The following is a 14,870-nucleotide window of genomic DNA, read 5'->3' as shown; positions in this document are numbered from 1 at the left end:
GTCGTACGGGGCCGTCGGCGGGGTCCTTCAGGAGCGCGGGCTAGGGCTCGATCAGGCCTGCCCTGATGGCGTACCGGGTCAGGGCGAGCCGGTCGCGCAGGCCGAGCTTGTGGAGCAGGTTCGCGCGGTGCCGCTCCACGGTCTTGGCGCTGATGGTCAGCAGATCGCCGATCTCCTTGGAGGTGTGCCCCTCGGCGACGAGCTTCAGGATCTGCTCCTCGCGGTCGGTGATCGCCTTGCGGGGCAGCGCCCGGCCCTGCCGCAGCAGGTCGAGGTACTTGCGGATGAGGGTGTTCTCCGCGCCCGGGTAGATGAAGGGCTCGTTGCGCATCGCGGACCGGCACGCGGCGACGAGGTCGCGGTCGGCGACGGACTTGAGCACGTACCCGCACGCCCCGGCCCTGAGGGCCTCGAAGAAGTACTGCTCGTTGTCGTACATGGTCAGGATCAGAATGCGGGGCCCGTCCGGCAGCCGGGACAGCTCCCGGGCCGCCTGCAGCCCCGTGAGACGCGGCATCGCCACATCGAGCACCACGAGATCCGGCCGCACCTCCCTGGCCAACGCGAGCGCCTCGGCCCCGTCCCCCGCCTCGGCCACCACGGAGAGGTCCTCCTCCCCGTCGAGAATCAGCCGCACCCCACGGCGGACCAAGGCATGGTCATCAGCCAGCAGAATCCGCGCGGCGCCGGAAGCGGCAGCGCTCGCGCTGGCGTTCGCGGTCGCGGTCGCGGTCGCGGTCGCGGTCGCGGTCGCGCTCATGCTCACGGTCGTGCCGGTCATGCGGGGCCTTCTGGGTGGGGGGTGACGGGGGCGTAGGGGGTGGGGGGTGTGGTCGGGGGGTCGGCCGACGCGGCGGGCGCGTTGGATGCGGTGGGTGCGGTGGGTGCGCTGAGGGTCGCGCCGACGGCGGGCACGGCAGCGGAGGCCGTCCCCGTCGACGGGGCGGGGCCGTCGGGCCCGGGGGAGCACGCGGCGGCGCGGGCCGTCCCGGCGGGGGCGGCGGCGCGGTTGGTCTCGGAGGGTGCGGCGGATGGGGCGGCAGGGCCGGTCCTGGCAGTTGCGGCGGATGCGGCGGCGGGGTCGTCCCCGGCGGGTGCCACGGATGTGGCGGCGCGGTCGGTCCCGGCGGACCCGGCGGACCCGGCGGACCCGGCGGCGCGGTCAGCCTCGACGGACCCAGCGGACCCGGCGGAACCAGCGGACCCGGCGGAACCGACGGCGCGGCCAGCCCCGACGGGCGCGGCGGACGCGGCAGCGCGGTCAATCCCGGCGGACCCGGCGGACGCAGCGGATGCGGCGGGTACGGCGGACGCGGCGGCACGGTCAATCCCGACGGACCCGGCGGACGCGGCGGACGCGGGGGATGCGGGGGATGCGGGGGATGCGGGGGATGCGGGGGATGCGGCAGCGCAGTCGGCCCCGGAGGGGCGTGTGGTGGTGCGGCGCGCCGGGATCCAGAGGCGTACGACCGTGCCCGTACCGGCCCCTGCCGGATCCGCCCCTGCCGGATCCGCCCCGGCCGGATCCGCCCCGGCCGGATCCGCCCCGGCCGGGTCCGCCCCCACCGTCAGCCGTCCGCCGAGGAGCAGAGCGCGCTCCCGCATGCCCCGGATGCCGGAGCCTTCCGCGGCATCGCGCAGGCCGCGGCCCCCGTCGCGGACGACCAGTTCCACCCCGTCCCGTACGCAGCGCAGGGCCAGCTCGGCCCGGCCGGTGCCCGCGTGCCGCGCGGTGTTGGTGAGGGCCTCCTGCGCGACGCGGTACACCACGAGTTCGGCCTCACCGTCCAGGCGGGGCAGGCGGGGGTCGAAGCGGTCGTGGACGGTGAGGCCGGACTCGCCGAACTCCCCGGCGAGGGCCCGCAGGCCGCTCACCAGGCCGAGGTCCTCAAGGACGCCCGGCCGGAGCCGCCGCGCGATGCGCCGGATCTCGTCGAGGCTGCCGCGGGTGGTCTCCTGCACCCCGCTCAGCTCCTCGCGCAGCGGCTCCGGCGCCCGGTCGGCGACCCGCTTCACCTGCAACAACACGGCGGTGAGGGTCTGCCCCACCTCGTCGTGGAGCTCCCGGGCGACCCGGCGGCGCTCGGCCTCCTGGGCGGACAGCGCCCGGGCGCTGCTGGTGGCGCGCTCGCTCTCCAGCCGGTCGAGCATGGCGTTGTAGGTGCTGATGAGCTGGGCGACCTCACCGTGCCCGGCGACGGCGGTCCTGGCCCCCGGCCGCAGCAGATCGGCGGCGGCCATGGCCCGGCTCAGCCGCTTCAGCGGGGCGAGCCCCACCCGCAGCAGCACGGCGTTGGCCACGAGCATCGCCACGCCCCCGCCGAGCACGACGAGCGCCTCGCCGAGCAGCACCGGGCTGGACACGGTGACCATGGGGCTGAGAAGCAGCAGCGCGGCGACCACGAGCACGACGGCGTTCATCGAAAAGATCCGCCAGAACAACGACACCGCACTCCCTCTCTCCCCACCACAGCACCCCCATCCTCCCGGACCGGACGCGCACGACGTTTCCCGTCGAACCGGACCAGTTTGGACAGGGGGCTGGCCGAAATCCATCCGTGGCGACACCCATTTCGGGGCGGCGACACCGGATTGCGGGGCGTTACGGAGTGACGTACTCCACATCGGAGCAACGCGGCCATCGCCGGGGCGGCGGCCCGGGGCCCTAGGCCGCCCGACCGGGCAGAGAGCACCTACGGAAACAGTGAGGCAGGCAACGACTACGCATCCGGTCGTCGACGCCTCTCAACCCAAGCTTCCGCCGACTCCGCCATGGCCGTCAGCCAGGGAACGTGCGGGTCCCGTCCAGAGAAGTAGCGGTGCATCCGAAGACTGGCCAGGGCGAACGCATCGATGGCCCTCGGGTCGGCACTCGTCCAAGCCGAGCACCGGGAAGCCCAGCCTTCGGCAGATTCCGGCGTGTGCCCGGCTGCGATGAGCTGCACGACGAAACAGCCGGGGTCGATGAACGCCGCTCCCCGGGTGGGCCACGACCAGTCCACCACCCACGTTCCTCGTTCACCGATGATGATGTTGCTGGGGTTGATGTCCGAATGGACCAGGGTGTTTCCACGGAAGAGAGCCGCCTCAGAGGCGCTGGTGGCGAACCTGTCCCACCGGTCCTCCGACCAGCCCTTCGCGGCCTCAGGAAGTCCCAGTCCTGCGATGCGGTCCAGGGTCTCGACCACCGCGCTCAGGTCTGACGATCCCTTCTCGAAACGCGATGCCCTACCTTCGATGGCTTCGAACCCGAGGATGATCCACCCGTCCTCGTCACCGCCCGCGCTCCACACCAACGATGGAGAGAGGGGCTGGACGAACGGATTGATCGCCTGTTCCCGGAGAAGGGAGTCCTTCCGCCCTCCGGGAACGTTGAACATGGCCTTGACGAAGAACCGGCCCTTCTCACCTTCGACGACCGCGGCGAAGTCCGAACTGAATCCGCGGGCCGGAGTCCGGACGTGACCGACTGCTCCCGTGTACGGATGGATCAGTTCCTCAAAGTGCGAGTCGGGAAGGCCGGTCATGCCAGTTCTCCTCGTGCGTCAGTTCCTGGGCTTGCATTCGCTGTGCGGGGTCCCTGGGCGGCACGCGGCGTTCGGTTCGCAGCGTGGGTCGCACGGATTCTGGGGGACACAGTCGGGACGACATGCCTTCGTCTTCTCCTTGCCTCGGCGTGCGCCTTCGATGGAGGCGACCGCCCAAGCCAGCGCGGGGCCGCTCAGGATAGAGGCCAGCGAGGCGTCCTGGACGTTGCCAACACCCATCCAGGTGGAGAAAACACACGGGGACACCTCACCGTTGGGGCCGATCGAGGCCCTGCGGTCACCGCACATGCCGCACAGGTTCGAGGCGTCCGGTTCCTGACCACCGCCTCCCCGTCCGAACTCGCGGATCCGGTCGGCGCCGATCTCCTCCACGCCCATCATCCGAAGGTCGCGCTTCGCGGTCCAGATCTGTCGCTTCCTGTTCCCGACGACGCCGGCACGGATCGGGATGTCCAAGCTGATCGCCTTGGCGATGTTGTCGCGAGTCCTGGCGTGGCTCGGGCGACGAGTGACCTGGTTATGCCTCGCGGGCTTGTTCGAGTAATACGAGGTGGCAATCGACATGCCCTCCCGCTGAAGCGCGGCCCACCAACGCTCCGAGACGTGAACCAGGTTGCTGTAGACCTCCACCTTCATATCGAGAGCCAGAGCGCGCTCCGCTACCTCTATCGCGTGGGGGTACAGCGTGGGCTCTCCACCGATCAGCGTGACATTGCTGACGCCGATCTCCGCCGCCTGGCCCAGCACGCTGAACCAGTCGTTCCGGGTCATCGTGCCGTGGTCACCGTCCGGTCCGGACGAGTTGTAGCAATGCCCGCAATTGAGCTGGCACCTGCGAGTCACGTCGAGCCACAGCGACTCGGCGCCAGGAGTTCCTTCCCGCTTCGCTCCGATGGGCGTCACATGCCGTCCTTCCCTCGTAGGGCTACCGCACTTGTCCCTCCCCTTACGTGTCGGTCGCTCCGCAAGAGGTCGGGCGATTCCCCCGCTCGGACCCGCGCCGGGGCCGCTGAGCGAGCCGTACCGTCCGGCACAACCGGACGGGAATTGTGGCTACGCGGTGGCGGCCTCGCCGAGCACATAGAGCGGCTGCTTCAGGCCCCACGCGCGCGCCTTCGCAGCGTTGCGGATCCGCCGGACTTGATACGGGAACGCAAACTGGTGCAGTCGGCTCATGGGCACCCAGGTCAGGGCTGCGAGCTCGTCTCGGGCCGCGTCCGGCAAGATGACCGCCGCGGCCTCCGCAACCGACAGCTGCCCCCCGTCGCACACGAAATTGATGCCTTCGGTGCTCGTGCCTTCCTCGCTCTCCGGGACCTGATCAGTACAGAGGTAATGCGAGATCGGACGCCGCAGCCCTGTCTCTTCCAGCAGCTCACGGGCCGCGGCAGCGGCAATGTCCTCGCCCTCATGCGCGTTCCCGCCCGGCAGCTGCCACCCAAGCCGTTCCCCGGCGCGCTTGTACTTCGGCTTGACCATCAACACCTCCTCCCCCTCATTGAGGACGAAGACCAGACATCCGAGTCGCCTCGGAGGCTGGCCGGTCGGGTCCATGTCGCCGTGCATCATTACTCCTATTTCGTTGTGCCGAAGCTGAGTTACAAAGAACGGGTGAAGGCGAGTGCCACGAGCAGGACGGCGCTGACGATGAAGCACACTTCGGCGATGACCGCTGCAACTCCGCAGCAACCAGGCCCAGAGGCTTGGGTTTTCGCGGCCATCACAGCTCGAACGCCGTGAGATCGACCTGATCGGCTGCGGCAAGCTCGTCCACCGACAGGGCCGGACTCAGGTTCTCGCGCTCGGCGTCCCAGGCGAGCCCAGCCCGGGAACGGAGCTGGACGAAGGGCCCCTCTGCGTCCATGACCCTGCCGACAGACCGCTTCACCGAGTCGTAGACCATCTGCCCCCGGTCCGGGTTCACAGCAGCCTCCCGAGGCCGTCTTCGACGGCGCGCAGGATCCGCGGCGTAGGCGGGTCGAAGACACGCGGCCACCAGTCCGGCACCTGCTTCCGAAAGCCACCGACCCTTATGAGCGCCGTCAGCTCTTCGACGTCACCCGCCCGCCCAACGGCGTTACTGCGCTGCTCATCGGCCATGGCGTCACTCCGTCTGATGATCGACCGCGATCCCTGGCGATCTCCCTTGCCTCTACGCAACCGCATCGGCCTACAGAGCGGTACGGTTGCGACGCAGCGGCAGTTTTAAAGCGCTGAAAGCGCCTTTTGGCGCGGGGAGTTGACGGCCATGTCCGAGCCAAATGAGGCCCTGCGACGCCTCTTGCGCGAGAGCGGATGGACCCTCAGCCAATGCGCACGGGCTGTGAACCGTGTGGGGGCTGAGGACGGCACACCTCTGCGCTACGACGCCTCTGGCGTCCACCACTGGCTCGGAGGCACCATACCCAGGGGACAGGTGCCCAGGTTCATCGTCGAAGCGTTCTCCAGGCGGCTGTCCCGAACGGTCACCTGTGCTGAAGCAGGATTCGAACCTCAGTCCGGCCAACCTTCGCAGCAGACGGATATCGTGGATGAGCTGATCGAGCTGGGGAGGTACGACATGGACCCGTCCCGCCGAGGCGTGTTGGGGGCCACTCTCTTCTCGGTCACGCTCACTGTGCCGGACTGGCCCAACGTGGCCGGACGACTTGTAGCTGTGGAGTCGGGTCGGGCACATCGGATCGGGGTCCGGGAGGTGGACGCGGTAAGAGCCATGACCGAAGAACTTTCGCGACTGGATGACCAGTTCGGCGGGCGCCACGCACGCCCCATGGCTGCGGCTTTCCTAGTCAACACAGTCGGCTCCCACCTTCGTGCAGACGCCTCAGAGCCGGTCCGGAAGTCCTTGTTCTCCGCCACGGCGGATCTCCTGTATCTGACAGGGTTTATGGCCGTCGACGAGGGGCTGCACGGCGCGGCGCAGCAGTACTACCTCAAGGCGCTTGAGTACGCTGGCGCCGCCGAGGATCACCTGACGTACTGCACCACTCTTCGTGGAATGAGCCTCCAAGCAGTCGACCTCGGCCACGCCAAACGCGCCGAGCGCCTTGCCGATGCCGCTGCGGCGGCAGCACCTGCCGCCGGGCCGCGTATGCGCGCGTTCCTGGCTGGGCAACAAGCCCACTCGTACGCTGCCACTGGGTCCAAGCATCAAGCGCTGACCTACATCCGCGAGGCGGAGGTGGCCATGGAGAAGGCGGAGGCCAGGGCAAAGGCGTTTGGCAGCTACGCGCCGTCGTCCTTGGCCTACCACGTATCCCAGGTGAAGTACGCGCTTGGTGACAAGGTCGGTGCAATCGAGTCCCTGAAGGAATCCGACCGCCTTCGTCACTCGCACTACCGCCGAAGCAGCGTCCGGTACAACTCGCTGCTAGCTGAGCGCCAGTTCGAACTGGGGCACCTGGAAGAGGCCTGCTCGACCTGGGAGCGCGTGCTTGATGATTACCCGCTCGTGTCATCCGGCAGCGCTGACAGGAAGATCCAGCACATGAAATCCCTGCTTCGCCCGCATTTACGCAATCCAACAGCAGCGCACGTGTATCAGCGGGCTCAGGATCAGGCAGAGTCCGCCTGAGGAGCACCCCGGCGAACTTCAAGCAGCGTCGCACTCGTGCGCCTGACCCGACGCACGACTGTCGGGGCGCCCTCCATACGTCCACCGTGCTGCGCTGACAGCCTTCTCGCGACACCGTCGACCACCACAGGATCGCCACGGCACACCGAGAACCAAGCCGAAGCAGCCACAAAGAGTGAGCAGTTCTCACAGGTGGCGCCAGGAAAAGAAAGGGCCCCTGACCAGCTGAACGCCAGTTCAGGGGCCCTTCTCCAGTTCGCCGGCAGACGAGTCGGGCTGTACGCCGGGTTCTGTCGCCCGGGCGCCTCGCGGCGGCCGGGGAGACGGCCATCCATCTAGGGCCTCCGTTGCCGAAGGCCTCGTGCGGTCTACCCGCGGACTCGGGCGGGCAGCCCTCGGTCGTCCGCGCAGAAACACCGGGGTGTTTCCTTTTGACCTTGCTCCAGGTGGGGTTTACCTAGCCGCCTGAGTCACCTCAGGCGCTGGTGGTCTCTTACACCACCGTTTCACCCTTACCGAGGACCGAGGTCCCCGGCGGTCTGTTTTCTGTGGCACTGTCCCGCGGGTCACCCCGGGTGGCCGTTAGCCACCACCTTGCCCTGTGGAGCCCGGACGTTCCTCGGAGAGGTCCGCAAGGACCTCCACGCGGCCGTCCGCCCGGCTCGTCTGCCGTGTCGACCATGGTACCCGCCGTGACCGGCCCCGCGGCGCCGAGGCCGCCGTGGCCAGGAACGAGCCCGCCAGGATCAGGGTGAAGGCGGCCCAGAAGGAGGGGGTGAGGTGCTCGGAGAGGAAGGCGACGCCCGCGATCGCCGCGACCGCCGGGTTGATGTACGTGAAGACGACCGCCCGGGTCGGGCCCGCCTCGTGGATGAGTTCCAGGAAGACCACGAAGGCCAGGGCCGTGCAGATGACGCCGAGGCCCGCCAGGGCCGTGAGCGTCCTGGCGTCCGGGACCTCGCTCGGCCAGGTCGCCGCCGCCGCGGGGGCGTACACCAGGGCCGCGAGCGCCAGGCACGGGGCGATCAGCTGGAGCGTGGGCACCTGCCGGAGGTGACGGGCCACGATCAGCGGGGCCGTGGCGTAGCCGAGTGCCGTGATCAGGACCTCGGTGAGCGACCAGGCGTCGCCACCCGTCAGGTGCGGGACGGTGAGGACGGCGACCCCCGCGAAGCCCAGGCCGAGCCCGGTCAGGCGGCGGGCGCCGAGGCGTTCGGCGGCGCCGAAGAAGCGGGCGAGGGCGGCGCCGATGATCGGCACCGCGGCGATGAGGAGGCCCGCCGTGGAGCTGGACAGATGCCGTTCGGCGTCGGTCAGGGTCCACCAGGGGCCGAGGATCTCCACGGCGGCGAAGGCCAGCATCGGGCGCCAGTGGGTCTTCAGTACGCCGGGCAGTCCGCCCTGGCGTATCGCGAAGGGCAGCAGCAGCGCGGCGCCGAGCGCACAGCGCGTGAACACCACCACGGACGGTGTCAGATCACTGTCGACCGCCACTTTGATCATCAGGTACGGGATGCCCCACAGGACACCCATGAGCGAGAAGAGAAACCAGCCTCGTGCCGTCATGTCCGCAGTGTGCGGGCGGCGGGCGGGGATGTCTTGAACGTTGTTGCAGGCCCGAGCCCCAGGCCCTGAGCCCGGCGTGCCCCGAGCCTCGGGTCCCGGAACCCGGGCGCACGCCCGGGCTCAAGGCGCGGCGACCCCGCGCACGCTCCTCCGGTACGCCGCCGGCGTCACCCCGAGCACCCTCCTGAACCAGCGCGTCAGATGGGCCTGGTCGGCGAAGCCCACCAAGGTCGCGACCTCGGCCGGTCTGCGTCCCGCCTCCAGGAGCGCGCGGGCCCGGGCGACGCGGTGCTGCGCCAGCCAGGCGTACGGCGGCATCCCCATCGTCGTACGGAAGGCGCGCAGCAGTTGGTAGCGGGACAGACCGGTTTCGGCCGCCAGCTCGGCGAGCGTGGGCGGGGTGCCGAGGTCGTCGGCCAGACGGTCGCGGACGGCGAGGGCCAGGGCGGCCGCGCCCGGGACCGCGCCGGGGGCGGGGCGGGCGCCGCCGTGGCGGCGGACCAGCGTGCTGAGCAGCCAGGTGAGCCGGGACTCGGCGGCGAACGCGGTCAGGGGGTCGGCGGCCCCGCCCGCGCTCAGCTCGGTGTGCGCCGCGTACAGGGCCGCCGCAAGCTGGCTGTCGTCCACGACCGCCTCCCTGAAGTGCGGCAGGCCCCTGGCCGCGTCGGCCAGCAGGTGCGGGGCGGGGTACATCGCGCGGTACGCGTAGCCGTCGCCCGGGGCGGGGCGGCCGGTGTGGGGCTCGCCGGGGGCGAGGACGACCACGGCGCCGGGGCCGATGTCCAGGCGGCCGCCCCGGTAGTCGATGATCTCGCTGCCCGCCACGCAGACGCCGACGGTGAACTCCTCGTGGGCGTGCGGGGCGTAGCGGTGCCGGTCGAAGCGGGCGGTCAGCAGGTCCAGCATGGCGCCGCCCCCCAAGGGGGCTCGGGTCCAGATCGCTCGTTCGCCACCGCCACCGCGCTCGCCGCCACGTGCCCCTCCCCTGCCCGTCATCCCCGTCGCCCCCCGTGCCTCCGTGCTGGACGTGCCTTGCCGGTCGTCGCGTCGCTGCGGATCCGTCGTGGCTGGTCGCGCAGTTCCCCGCGCCCCTACGGGGCCCGACCGTACGAGGGAGCCGCATGTCGACAAAGCCCCGCGCCCCCCCTAGGGGCGCTTCTCTACGGGGCGCTTCCCTCGAACGCCGCCACTCCCCTCTTCCACGCTTCCCCGAGGCCGACCCCCTCGGGAAAGCGGCCGTGGATCTCCAGGATGACCATGCCATGGGCGAACGCCCATACGGCGCGGGCCTGTTCCACGTCGCCCCCGCAGACGCGGAGCAGCGGGGCCGCCGCCCGTTCCTCAAGGCCGGGCGGCAGGGCGTGGCGGGGCAGGGGGCGCTCGGTGGCCAGGCGGTAGAGGTGGGGGTGGGCCAGGGCGTGGGTCCGGTAGGCGTCGGCCAGGGCGGCGAGGGAGCCGGGCGCGCGGGCCTCGGCGGACTCGCAGGCCGCGGCGGACTCGGCGAGCTGCTGGGCGATCAGCTCGACCTCGACCGCGGCCTTGTCGGGGAAGTGCTTGTACAGCGACGGCGCCTTGATGCCGAGCCGGTCGGCGAGGGAGCGCATGGTCAGGGCCTCGGGGCCCGCTTCCTCCACGAGGGCGCGGGCCGCCGTGACGATCTCGCGGGCGCGGGCGGTCAGTCGCTGGTCGGCCACGCCGGACCCCTTCCTCGGTCAGCCACGCTGGAACCCTTCCTTCGTACGCAGTCCATAGCCGAAGGCGCGATCGTACGAGATGTGGGCGAGCCAGCCGCACAAGGCCGCCGGCACGGGGGGCCAGGTGAGGGGCACGGCGGTGTAGACGACGAGGAGGGCGAGGGGGACCAGGGCGCGGTGGGCCGCGTTGTAGTACGGGACGGCCCGGGGCGGGAGCTGGCCGCGGGCCGTGCGGGGCGCTTCGCTCAGGCCGACGAAGAGGGCCAGGTCCGGGGCGAGGGCGAAGAGGAGTGCGGCGGTGGCGGCGGGCCAGCCGTGGTCGACCCCTTCCAGGACGGCGAAGGCCGTCCAGAAGAGAGCACCGGCGAACCAGCCGAAGCGCGGCGCCGTGCGCAGGGCGGCGCGGGCCGGGGCGTGCGGGGCCTTCGGTGCGGGGGCGGCGACGGTGGCCATGAGGTCTCCTCCACGTGTGGCTAACAGCGTTAGCCACACCGTATGGCTAACACTGTTAGCCGTCAAGGCCGAGGTGCGGGCGCAGGCTTGACCTTGCCGCGGCGTCAACGTTTCTACTGAGGGCATGCGGATCGGAGAGATCGCGGCGGCCGTCGGCCTGACGACGCGCGCCATCAGGCACTACCACCACCTCGGGCTGCTGCCCGAGCCGCTGCGCCGGCCCAACGGCTACCGCTCGTACGGCCTGCGCGAGGCCATCGTGCTCGCGCGGATCAAACGCCTCACCGAACTCGGCCTCGGCCTCGACGAGGTGCGGGACGTGCTCGCGGACGACGCCGGGCGCGAGCTGACCGAGGTCCTCGCCGAGCTGGACGAGGACCTGGCCCGGCAGGAGGCGGCCGTCCGGGAGCGGCGCACCCGGCTCGCCGAGCTGCTCCAGCTGTCCAGGGAGGGGCTGCTGCCCTGCGACGGGCCCGTGTCGCCGGGGCTCGCCGTCCTGTTCGCGCGGCTGTCGCCCGCCGAATCGGCGAGCGCGGCGAAGGACCTCGAACACCTCGCCCTGTTCGACGCCATCGCCGAGCCGGGCCTGCGCGAGCGCCTCTACGCGACGCTGCGCGAGGTCGCCGACGACGCCGGGCTCAGCGCCCGGATGCGGCAGGTGTACGCGCGCCTGGACGAGCTGGCCGACGCGCCCGCCGACGACCCCCGGGTCGTGCCGCTCGGCGAGGATCTCGCCGGGCTCGTGCCCGACGGCATCCTCGCGGTCCTCGTGGGCGGGGGCGAGGACCGCGAGGCGCCCGGCGGCCCGGGCGGCGGGCCCGCGCCGCGGGAGCGGGCCCGCCTCGGCACCGCCTTCGGGGACGCCTTCCTCGACGACTTCGCGCCCGCCCAGGCGGCGGCCGTACGGCACATGCTGAAGCTGCTCACCGGGACGACGCGGTGGTCGCCGTGACCGGGCCGGTCCGGGTGGCGCGGCGGCTGCTCGCGCACGAGCTGCGGGGGCTGCGCGGCCTCGGCCTGTGGGCGGCGCGGCGGCGCCACGGAGTCGGCCCCGGCGACCGGGCGGCGGCGTACACCGGCCCGCAGACTCCGACGCTCTTCGCCTTCGCCTTCCTCGCGGTGGTCGAGACGGTCGCGCTGGCCGTCGTCGTGCCGTGGCCGCTCGCGCACGCCGCGCTGCTGTTCGTCGACGCGTACACCGTGCTGCAGATCGTCGCCCTGCACGCCGCGTGCGTGACGCGGCCCCATGTGGCGGGCGCGGACGGCTCGCTCAGGGTGCGCTACGGACAGCTCCTCGATCTGCGGATCCCGGCCCCGCTCGTCCGCGGCGTCCGCGTGGACCGGCGCTACCCCGAGGGGCGCGCGCTCCGCTGCGGCGCCGACGGCACGGTCGACGTCTCCGTCGGCAACCAGACGACCGTCACCGTGGAGCTCGCCGAACCCGTCGCGTTCGTCCGCCCGTTGGGGCGGACGGCGTACGCCCGGGTGGTGCGGCTGCACGCCGACGACCCGAAGGGCCTCGTCGAGGCGCTCCGCGGCGCCCAGGAGCGGCACAAGCCGGTGGCCGACCGTCCGGCGCCGGTGCCGCCGGAGGCGTGCGACCTCGTCACGCGGGAGTGAACAGGACCTTCGCCGCGGCGGGGTCCGCCCGCGCGAGGCGGACGCGCAGGCGTTCACCCAGGGGCAGCCGGGCCGCGGCCGACTCGATCCGGGCGACGACGGCGGGGTCGGTCAACTGGACGGTGCCGACGGCGGGTTCCGCCTCCTTCACGTCCACGACCACCGCGTCGAAGAGCTCGCCCACGCGGTCCTTGAGCAGAGCCGCCTCGACGAGGTCGACGCTCGCGCGCTCCACGGCGTTGCCGCGCCGCGTGCCCTCCGCCATCTCCTTGGGCAGGCCGGGCAGGGCCGCGAGCACCCACTCCGGGGGCGCGGCGTCCGCGCACGCGGCCAGGCACAGCTCGGCCGCGTACCGGTCGACGAGGCGGCGCAGCGGCGCCGTGCAGTGCGCGTACGGCGCGGCCACCGCGGCGTGCGTCGTCAGCTCGGGGACCTCGCCGCCGCTGAACGCCGTGTACCCGGCGCCGCGCAGCAGCGTCGTGCACTCCTGGAGGAACGCGGCGTGGCGGGGCAGGCGCGGGTCGAGGGAGCGGACGAGCGCGGCGTAGGGGACGTGGTGCGGCCAGTCGATGCCCAGGGCCTTCGCGGTCCTGCGCAGTCGGCCGACCGCACCGTCCGGGGCGGTCGGCAGCGTCCGCAGGACGCCCGTACCGGAGTCGATCATGAGTTGCGCGGCGGCCATGCCCGTGAGCAGGGAGATCTGGGCGTTCCAGCCGTCGGCGGGCAGGGGCGCGCGGTAGGCGAGCGCGTAGGTGCCGCCGCCCGGGCCCTCGACGACCTCCTGCTCGGGGACGTTGAGGGAGATGCCGCCGCGCTCGGCCTCAAGGCGCTCGCGGAGCCGGCCGACGTCCGCGAGCAGCGCGAGCGGCTCCTCGGCGGTGCCCGCGTCGATGCTCGCCTGTACGCCGTCGTAGTCGAGCTTGGCGCGGCTGCGGACCAGGGCGCGGCGCACGTCGGCGGACTCGGTGCGGCCGTCCGCGTCCAGGTCGATCGTCCACACCAGCGCCGGGCAGGTCTGGTCCGGCAGCAGGCTGGCCGCGCCCTCGCTGAGGGCGGTCGGGTGCAGCGGCACCTTCTCGTCGGGGAAGTAGAGGGTGGTGACGCGCCGGTGGGCCTCGGTGTCGAGGGGGCCCTTCGGGGTGACGTACGCGGCCACGTCGGCGATGGCGTACCGCACCCGGTAGCCGCCGCCCGGCCGCCGCGACAGGTGCATGGCCTGGTCCAGGTCGACCGAGGCGGGCGGGTCGATCGTGAAGAAGGGGACGTCCGTCGCGTCCTCGTCGGGCAGCCGCGGGGCCGCGGCGGCGCGCTCCGCCTCCGCGAGGGCCCCCGCCGGGAACTCTTCGGGTACGTCCAGCCTTGTGCGCAGCTCCCGCAGGGCGGCCCGCAGCGGGGCCTCGGCTGCGCCGGTCACGCGGAACTTGCGCCGGGGCATACCCCGAGCGTAGGCCCGGCCCTTCGGGGTGGCATCTGGACTCCTTCGCCTGCGGGCCGCCTGTGGCTGATCGCGCCCACGCGGCGGAGCCGCGTCCCGCGCCCCTTGCAGGGGCGCCACACCGTACGCTGGGGCGGCGCCCAGTCCATAGCCTCCGAAGGAGAAGACCCTTGCTCGTCCTTCTGCCGCCGTCCGAGGGTAAGGCCGCCTCCGGGCGCGGGGCGCCGCTCAAGCCCGAGTCGCTGTCCCTCGTGGGCCTGGCCGAGGCCCGCGCCGCCGTCCTCGACGAGCTCGTGGAGCTGTGCGCCGCCGACGAGGAGAAGGCCCGCGAGGTCCTCGGCCTCAGCGAGGGGCTGCGCGGCGAGGTCGCCAAGAACGCCGAGCTGCGCACCGCGGGGGCCAGGCCCGCCGGTGAGATCTACACGGGCGTCCTGTACGACGCGCTCGACCTGGCCACGCTCGACGCCGCGGCGAAGCGGCGGGCCGCGCGCTCCCTGCTCGTCTTCTCCGGCCTGTGGGGCGCGGTGTCCGTCGCCGACCGCATCCCCTCCTACCGCTGCTCGATGGGTGTGAAGCTGCCGGGCCTCGGCGCGCTCGCCGCGCACTGGCGCACCCCGATGGCGGCCGTGCTCCCCGAGGCCGCCGGGGACGGTCTCGTCCTGGATCTGCGGTCGGCGGCGTACGCGGCGGCGTGGAAGCCCAAGGGCGAGGTCGCGGGGCGGACAGCGACGGTACGGGTGCTGCACGCGCGCGTGGTGGACGGCGTGGAGCGGCGCTCCGTCGTCTCCCACTTCAACAAGGCCACGAAGGGCCGCGTGGTGCGCTCGCTCCTGACCGCAGGGGCCGCGCCCGCGTCCCCCGCCGAGCTGGTGGAGGCGCTCCGGGACCTCGGCTACGCGGTGGAGGCGCAGCCGCCCGCGAAGCCGACCGCGGCGTGGTCCCTGGACGTGGTGGTGCGGGACATCCACTGAGGCCCCGCC

The 14,870-nt window shown here is 72.2% G+C and carries 14 protein-coding genes, 1 other RNA gene and 2 pseudogenes; 4 read left to right on the top strand and 13 right to left on the bottom strand.

Features of this window, described 5'->3' with window-relative positions:
* Positions 1-40: 40 nt before the first annotated feature.
* From AC5WAM_RS29400 to AC5WAM_RS29370, 7 genes and pseudogenes are all read right to left on the bottom strand, one after another.
* Entirely contained in the window at positions 41-781 is a 741-nt protein-coding gene (locus AC5WAM_RS29400; RefSeq protein ID WP_495519389.1) for a response regulator, read from the bottom strand.
* Positions 782-1,368: 587 nt separating this feature from the next.
* Positions 1,369-2,448: pseudogene (locus AC5WAM_RS29395) on the bottom strand (sensor histidine kinase); the annotation flags it as partial.
* Between the two features lie 272 nt (positions 2,449-2,720).
* Positions 2,721-3,527 (bottom strand): BUD32 family EKC/KEOPS complex subunit, encoded by an 807-nt coding sequence (locus tag AC5WAM_RS29390; protein WP_495519388.1) that lies wholly within the window; start codon positions 3,525-3,527, stop codon positions 2,721-2,723.
* A gap of 18 nt (positions 3,528-3,545) precedes the next feature.
* Complete coding sequence (locus tag AC5WAM_RS29385; protein WP_495519387.1) at positions 3,546-4,451, bottom strand: radical SAM/SPASM domain-containing protein; 906 nt, start codon at positions 4,449-4,451, stop codon at positions 3,546-3,548.
* 150 nt (positions 4,452-4,601) lie between these two features.
* Positions 4,602-5,102, bottom strand: a complete 501-nt coding sequence (locus AC5WAM_RS29380; RefSeq protein WP_366795623.1) for an NUDIX domain-containing protein — start codon at positions 5,100-5,102, stop codon at positions 4,602-4,604.
* A gap of 166 nt (positions 5,103-5,268) precedes the next feature.
* Complete coding sequence (locus AC5WAM_RS29375; RefSeq protein ID WP_495519386.1) at positions 5,269-5,472, bottom strand: hypothetical protein; 204 nt, start codon at positions 5,470-5,472, stop codon at positions 5,269-5,271.
* Positions 5,469-5,648, bottom strand: a complete 180-nt coding sequence (locus AC5WAM_RS29370; protein WP_366795609.1) for a hypothetical protein — start codon at positions 5,646-5,648, stop codon at positions 5,469-5,471. The genes AC5WAM_RS29375 and AC5WAM_RS29370 overlap by 4 nt, the downstream gene beginning before the upstream one ends.
* 148 nt (positions 5,649-5,796) lie before the next feature.
* On the opposite strand from AC5WAM_RS29370, the gene AC5WAM_RS29365 reads away from it, so the two are divergent.
* Complete coding sequence (locus AC5WAM_RS29365; RefSeq protein WP_366795608.1) at positions 5,797-7,122, top strand: tetratricopeptide repeat protein; 1,326 nt, start codon at positions 5,797-5,799, stop codon at positions 7,120-7,122.
* A 263-nt stretch (positions 7,123-7,385) separates the two neighbouring features.
* Here the strand turns inward: AC5WAM_RS29365 and rnpB are convergent.
* The 5 genes and pseudogenes from rnpB to AC5WAM_RS29340 all read right to left on the bottom strand — a co-directional run bounded on the left by rnpB (position 7,386) and on the right by AC5WAM_RS29340 (position 10,835).
* An RNA gene (gene rnpB / locus AC5WAM_RS29360) (RNase P RNA component class A) lies at positions 7,386-7,787 on the bottom strand.
* Between the two features lie 118 nt (positions 7,788-7,905).
* Positions 7,906-8,625, bottom strand: a pseudogene (locus tag AC5WAM_RS29355) (DMT family transporter); the annotation flags it as partial.
* A 183-nt stretch (positions 8,626-8,808) separates the two neighbouring features.
* Positions 8,809-9,594 carry an AraC family ligand binding domain-containing protein gene (locus AC5WAM_RS29350; protein WP_495519385.1) on the bottom strand — a complete coding sequence of 262 codons (786 nt, stop codon included), beginning with the start codon at positions 9,592-9,594 and terminating at the stop codon, positions 8,809-8,811.
* Positions 9,595-9,848: 254 nt separating this feature from the next.
* Positions 9,849-10,382, bottom strand: a complete 534-nt coding sequence (locus AC5WAM_RS29345) for a TetR/AcrR family transcriptional regulator (protein WP_495519384.1) — start codon at positions 10,380-10,382, stop codon at positions 9,849-9,851.
* Positions 10,383-10,400: 18 nt separating this feature from the next.
* A complete protein-coding gene (locus AC5WAM_RS29340; protein ID WP_495519383.1) occupies positions 10,401-10,835 on the bottom strand; it encodes a DUF4260 family protein in 435 nt (144 codons plus the stop codon).
* 124 nt (positions 10,836-10,959) lie between these two features.
* On the opposite strand from AC5WAM_RS29340, the gene AC5WAM_RS29335 reads away from it, so the two are divergent.
* The gene (locus AC5WAM_RS29335) at positions 10,960-11,787 is read left to right on the top strand and encodes a MerR family transcriptional regulator (protein WP_366795605.1); all 828 of its coding nucleotides are present in this window, start codon (positions 10,960-10,962) and stop codon (positions 11,785-11,787) included.
* A complete protein-coding gene (locus tag AC5WAM_RS29330) occupies positions 11,784-12,455 on the top strand; it encodes a hypothetical protein (RefSeq protein ID WP_495519382.1) in 672 nt (223 codons plus the stop codon). Before AC5WAM_RS29335 ends, AC5WAM_RS29330 begins: the two co-directional genes overlap by 4 nt.
* Here AC5WAM_RS29330 and AC5WAM_RS29325 read toward each other — a convergent pair.
* Positions 12,442-13,890 carry an RNB domain-containing ribonuclease gene (locus tag AC5WAM_RS29325; RefSeq protein ID WP_495519381.1) on the bottom strand — a complete coding sequence of 483 codons (1,449 nt, stop codon included), beginning with the start codon at positions 13,888-13,890 and terminating at the stop codon, positions 12,442-12,444. The two genes, AC5WAM_RS29330 and AC5WAM_RS29325, sit on opposite strands and share 14 nt — an antisense overlap.
* Before the next feature lie 170 nt (positions 13,891-14,060).
* Between AC5WAM_RS29325 and yaaA the strand changes: the two genes are divergently transcribed.
* Positions 14,061-14,861 carry a peroxide stress protein YaaA gene (yaaA, locus tag AC5WAM_RS29320; RefSeq protein WP_495519380.1) on the top strand — a complete coding sequence of 267 codons (801 nt, stop codon included), beginning with the start codon at positions 14,061-14,063 and terminating at the stop codon, positions 14,859-14,861.
* Positions 14,862-14,870 lie beyond the last annotated feature (9 nt).

The organism is Streptomyces sp. JLYT201 (assembly GCF_059448825.1).
The sequence above is the reverse complement of the archived record's forward strand: the minus strand, read 5'-3'. Positions and strand labels throughout refer to the sequence as shown.

Coding starts and splice junctions, on each gene's coding strand:
- AC5WAM_RS29400 (WP_495519389.1), bottom strand. CDS start 781: ATGACCGGCACGACCGTGAGCATGAGCGCGACCGCGACCGCGACCGCG.
- AC5WAM_RS29390 (WP_495519388.1), bottom strand. CDS start 3,527: ATGACCGGCCTTCCCGACTCGCACTTTGAGGAACTGATCCATCCGTAC.
- AC5WAM_RS29380 (WP_366795623.1), bottom strand. CDS start 5,102: ATGGACCCGACCGGCCAGCCTCCGAGGCGACTCGGATGTCTGGTCTTC.
- AC5WAM_RS29370 (WP_366795609.1), bottom strand. CDS start 5,648: ATGGCCGATGAGCAGCGCAGTAACGCCGTTGGGCGGGCGGGTGACGTC.
- AC5WAM_RS29365 (WP_366795608.1), top strand. CDS start 5,797: ATGTCCGAGCCAAATGAGGCCCTGCGACGCCTCTTGCGCGAGAGCGGA.
- AC5WAM_RS29350 (WP_495519385.1), bottom strand. CDS start 9,594: ATGCTGGACCTGCTGACCGCCCGCTTCGACCGGCACCGCTACGCCCCG.
- AC5WAM_RS29340 (WP_495519383.1), bottom strand. CDS start 10,835: ATGGCCACCGTCGCCGCCCCCGCACCGAAGGCCCCGCACGCCCCGGCC.
- AC5WAM_RS29335 (WP_366795605.1), top strand. CDS start 10,960: ATGCGGATCGGAGAGATCGCGGCGGCCGTCGGCCTGACGACGCGCGCC.
- AC5WAM_RS29325 (WP_495519381.1), bottom strand. CDS start 13,890: ATGCCCCGGCGCAAGTTCCGCGTGACCGGCGCAGCCGAGGCCCCGCTG.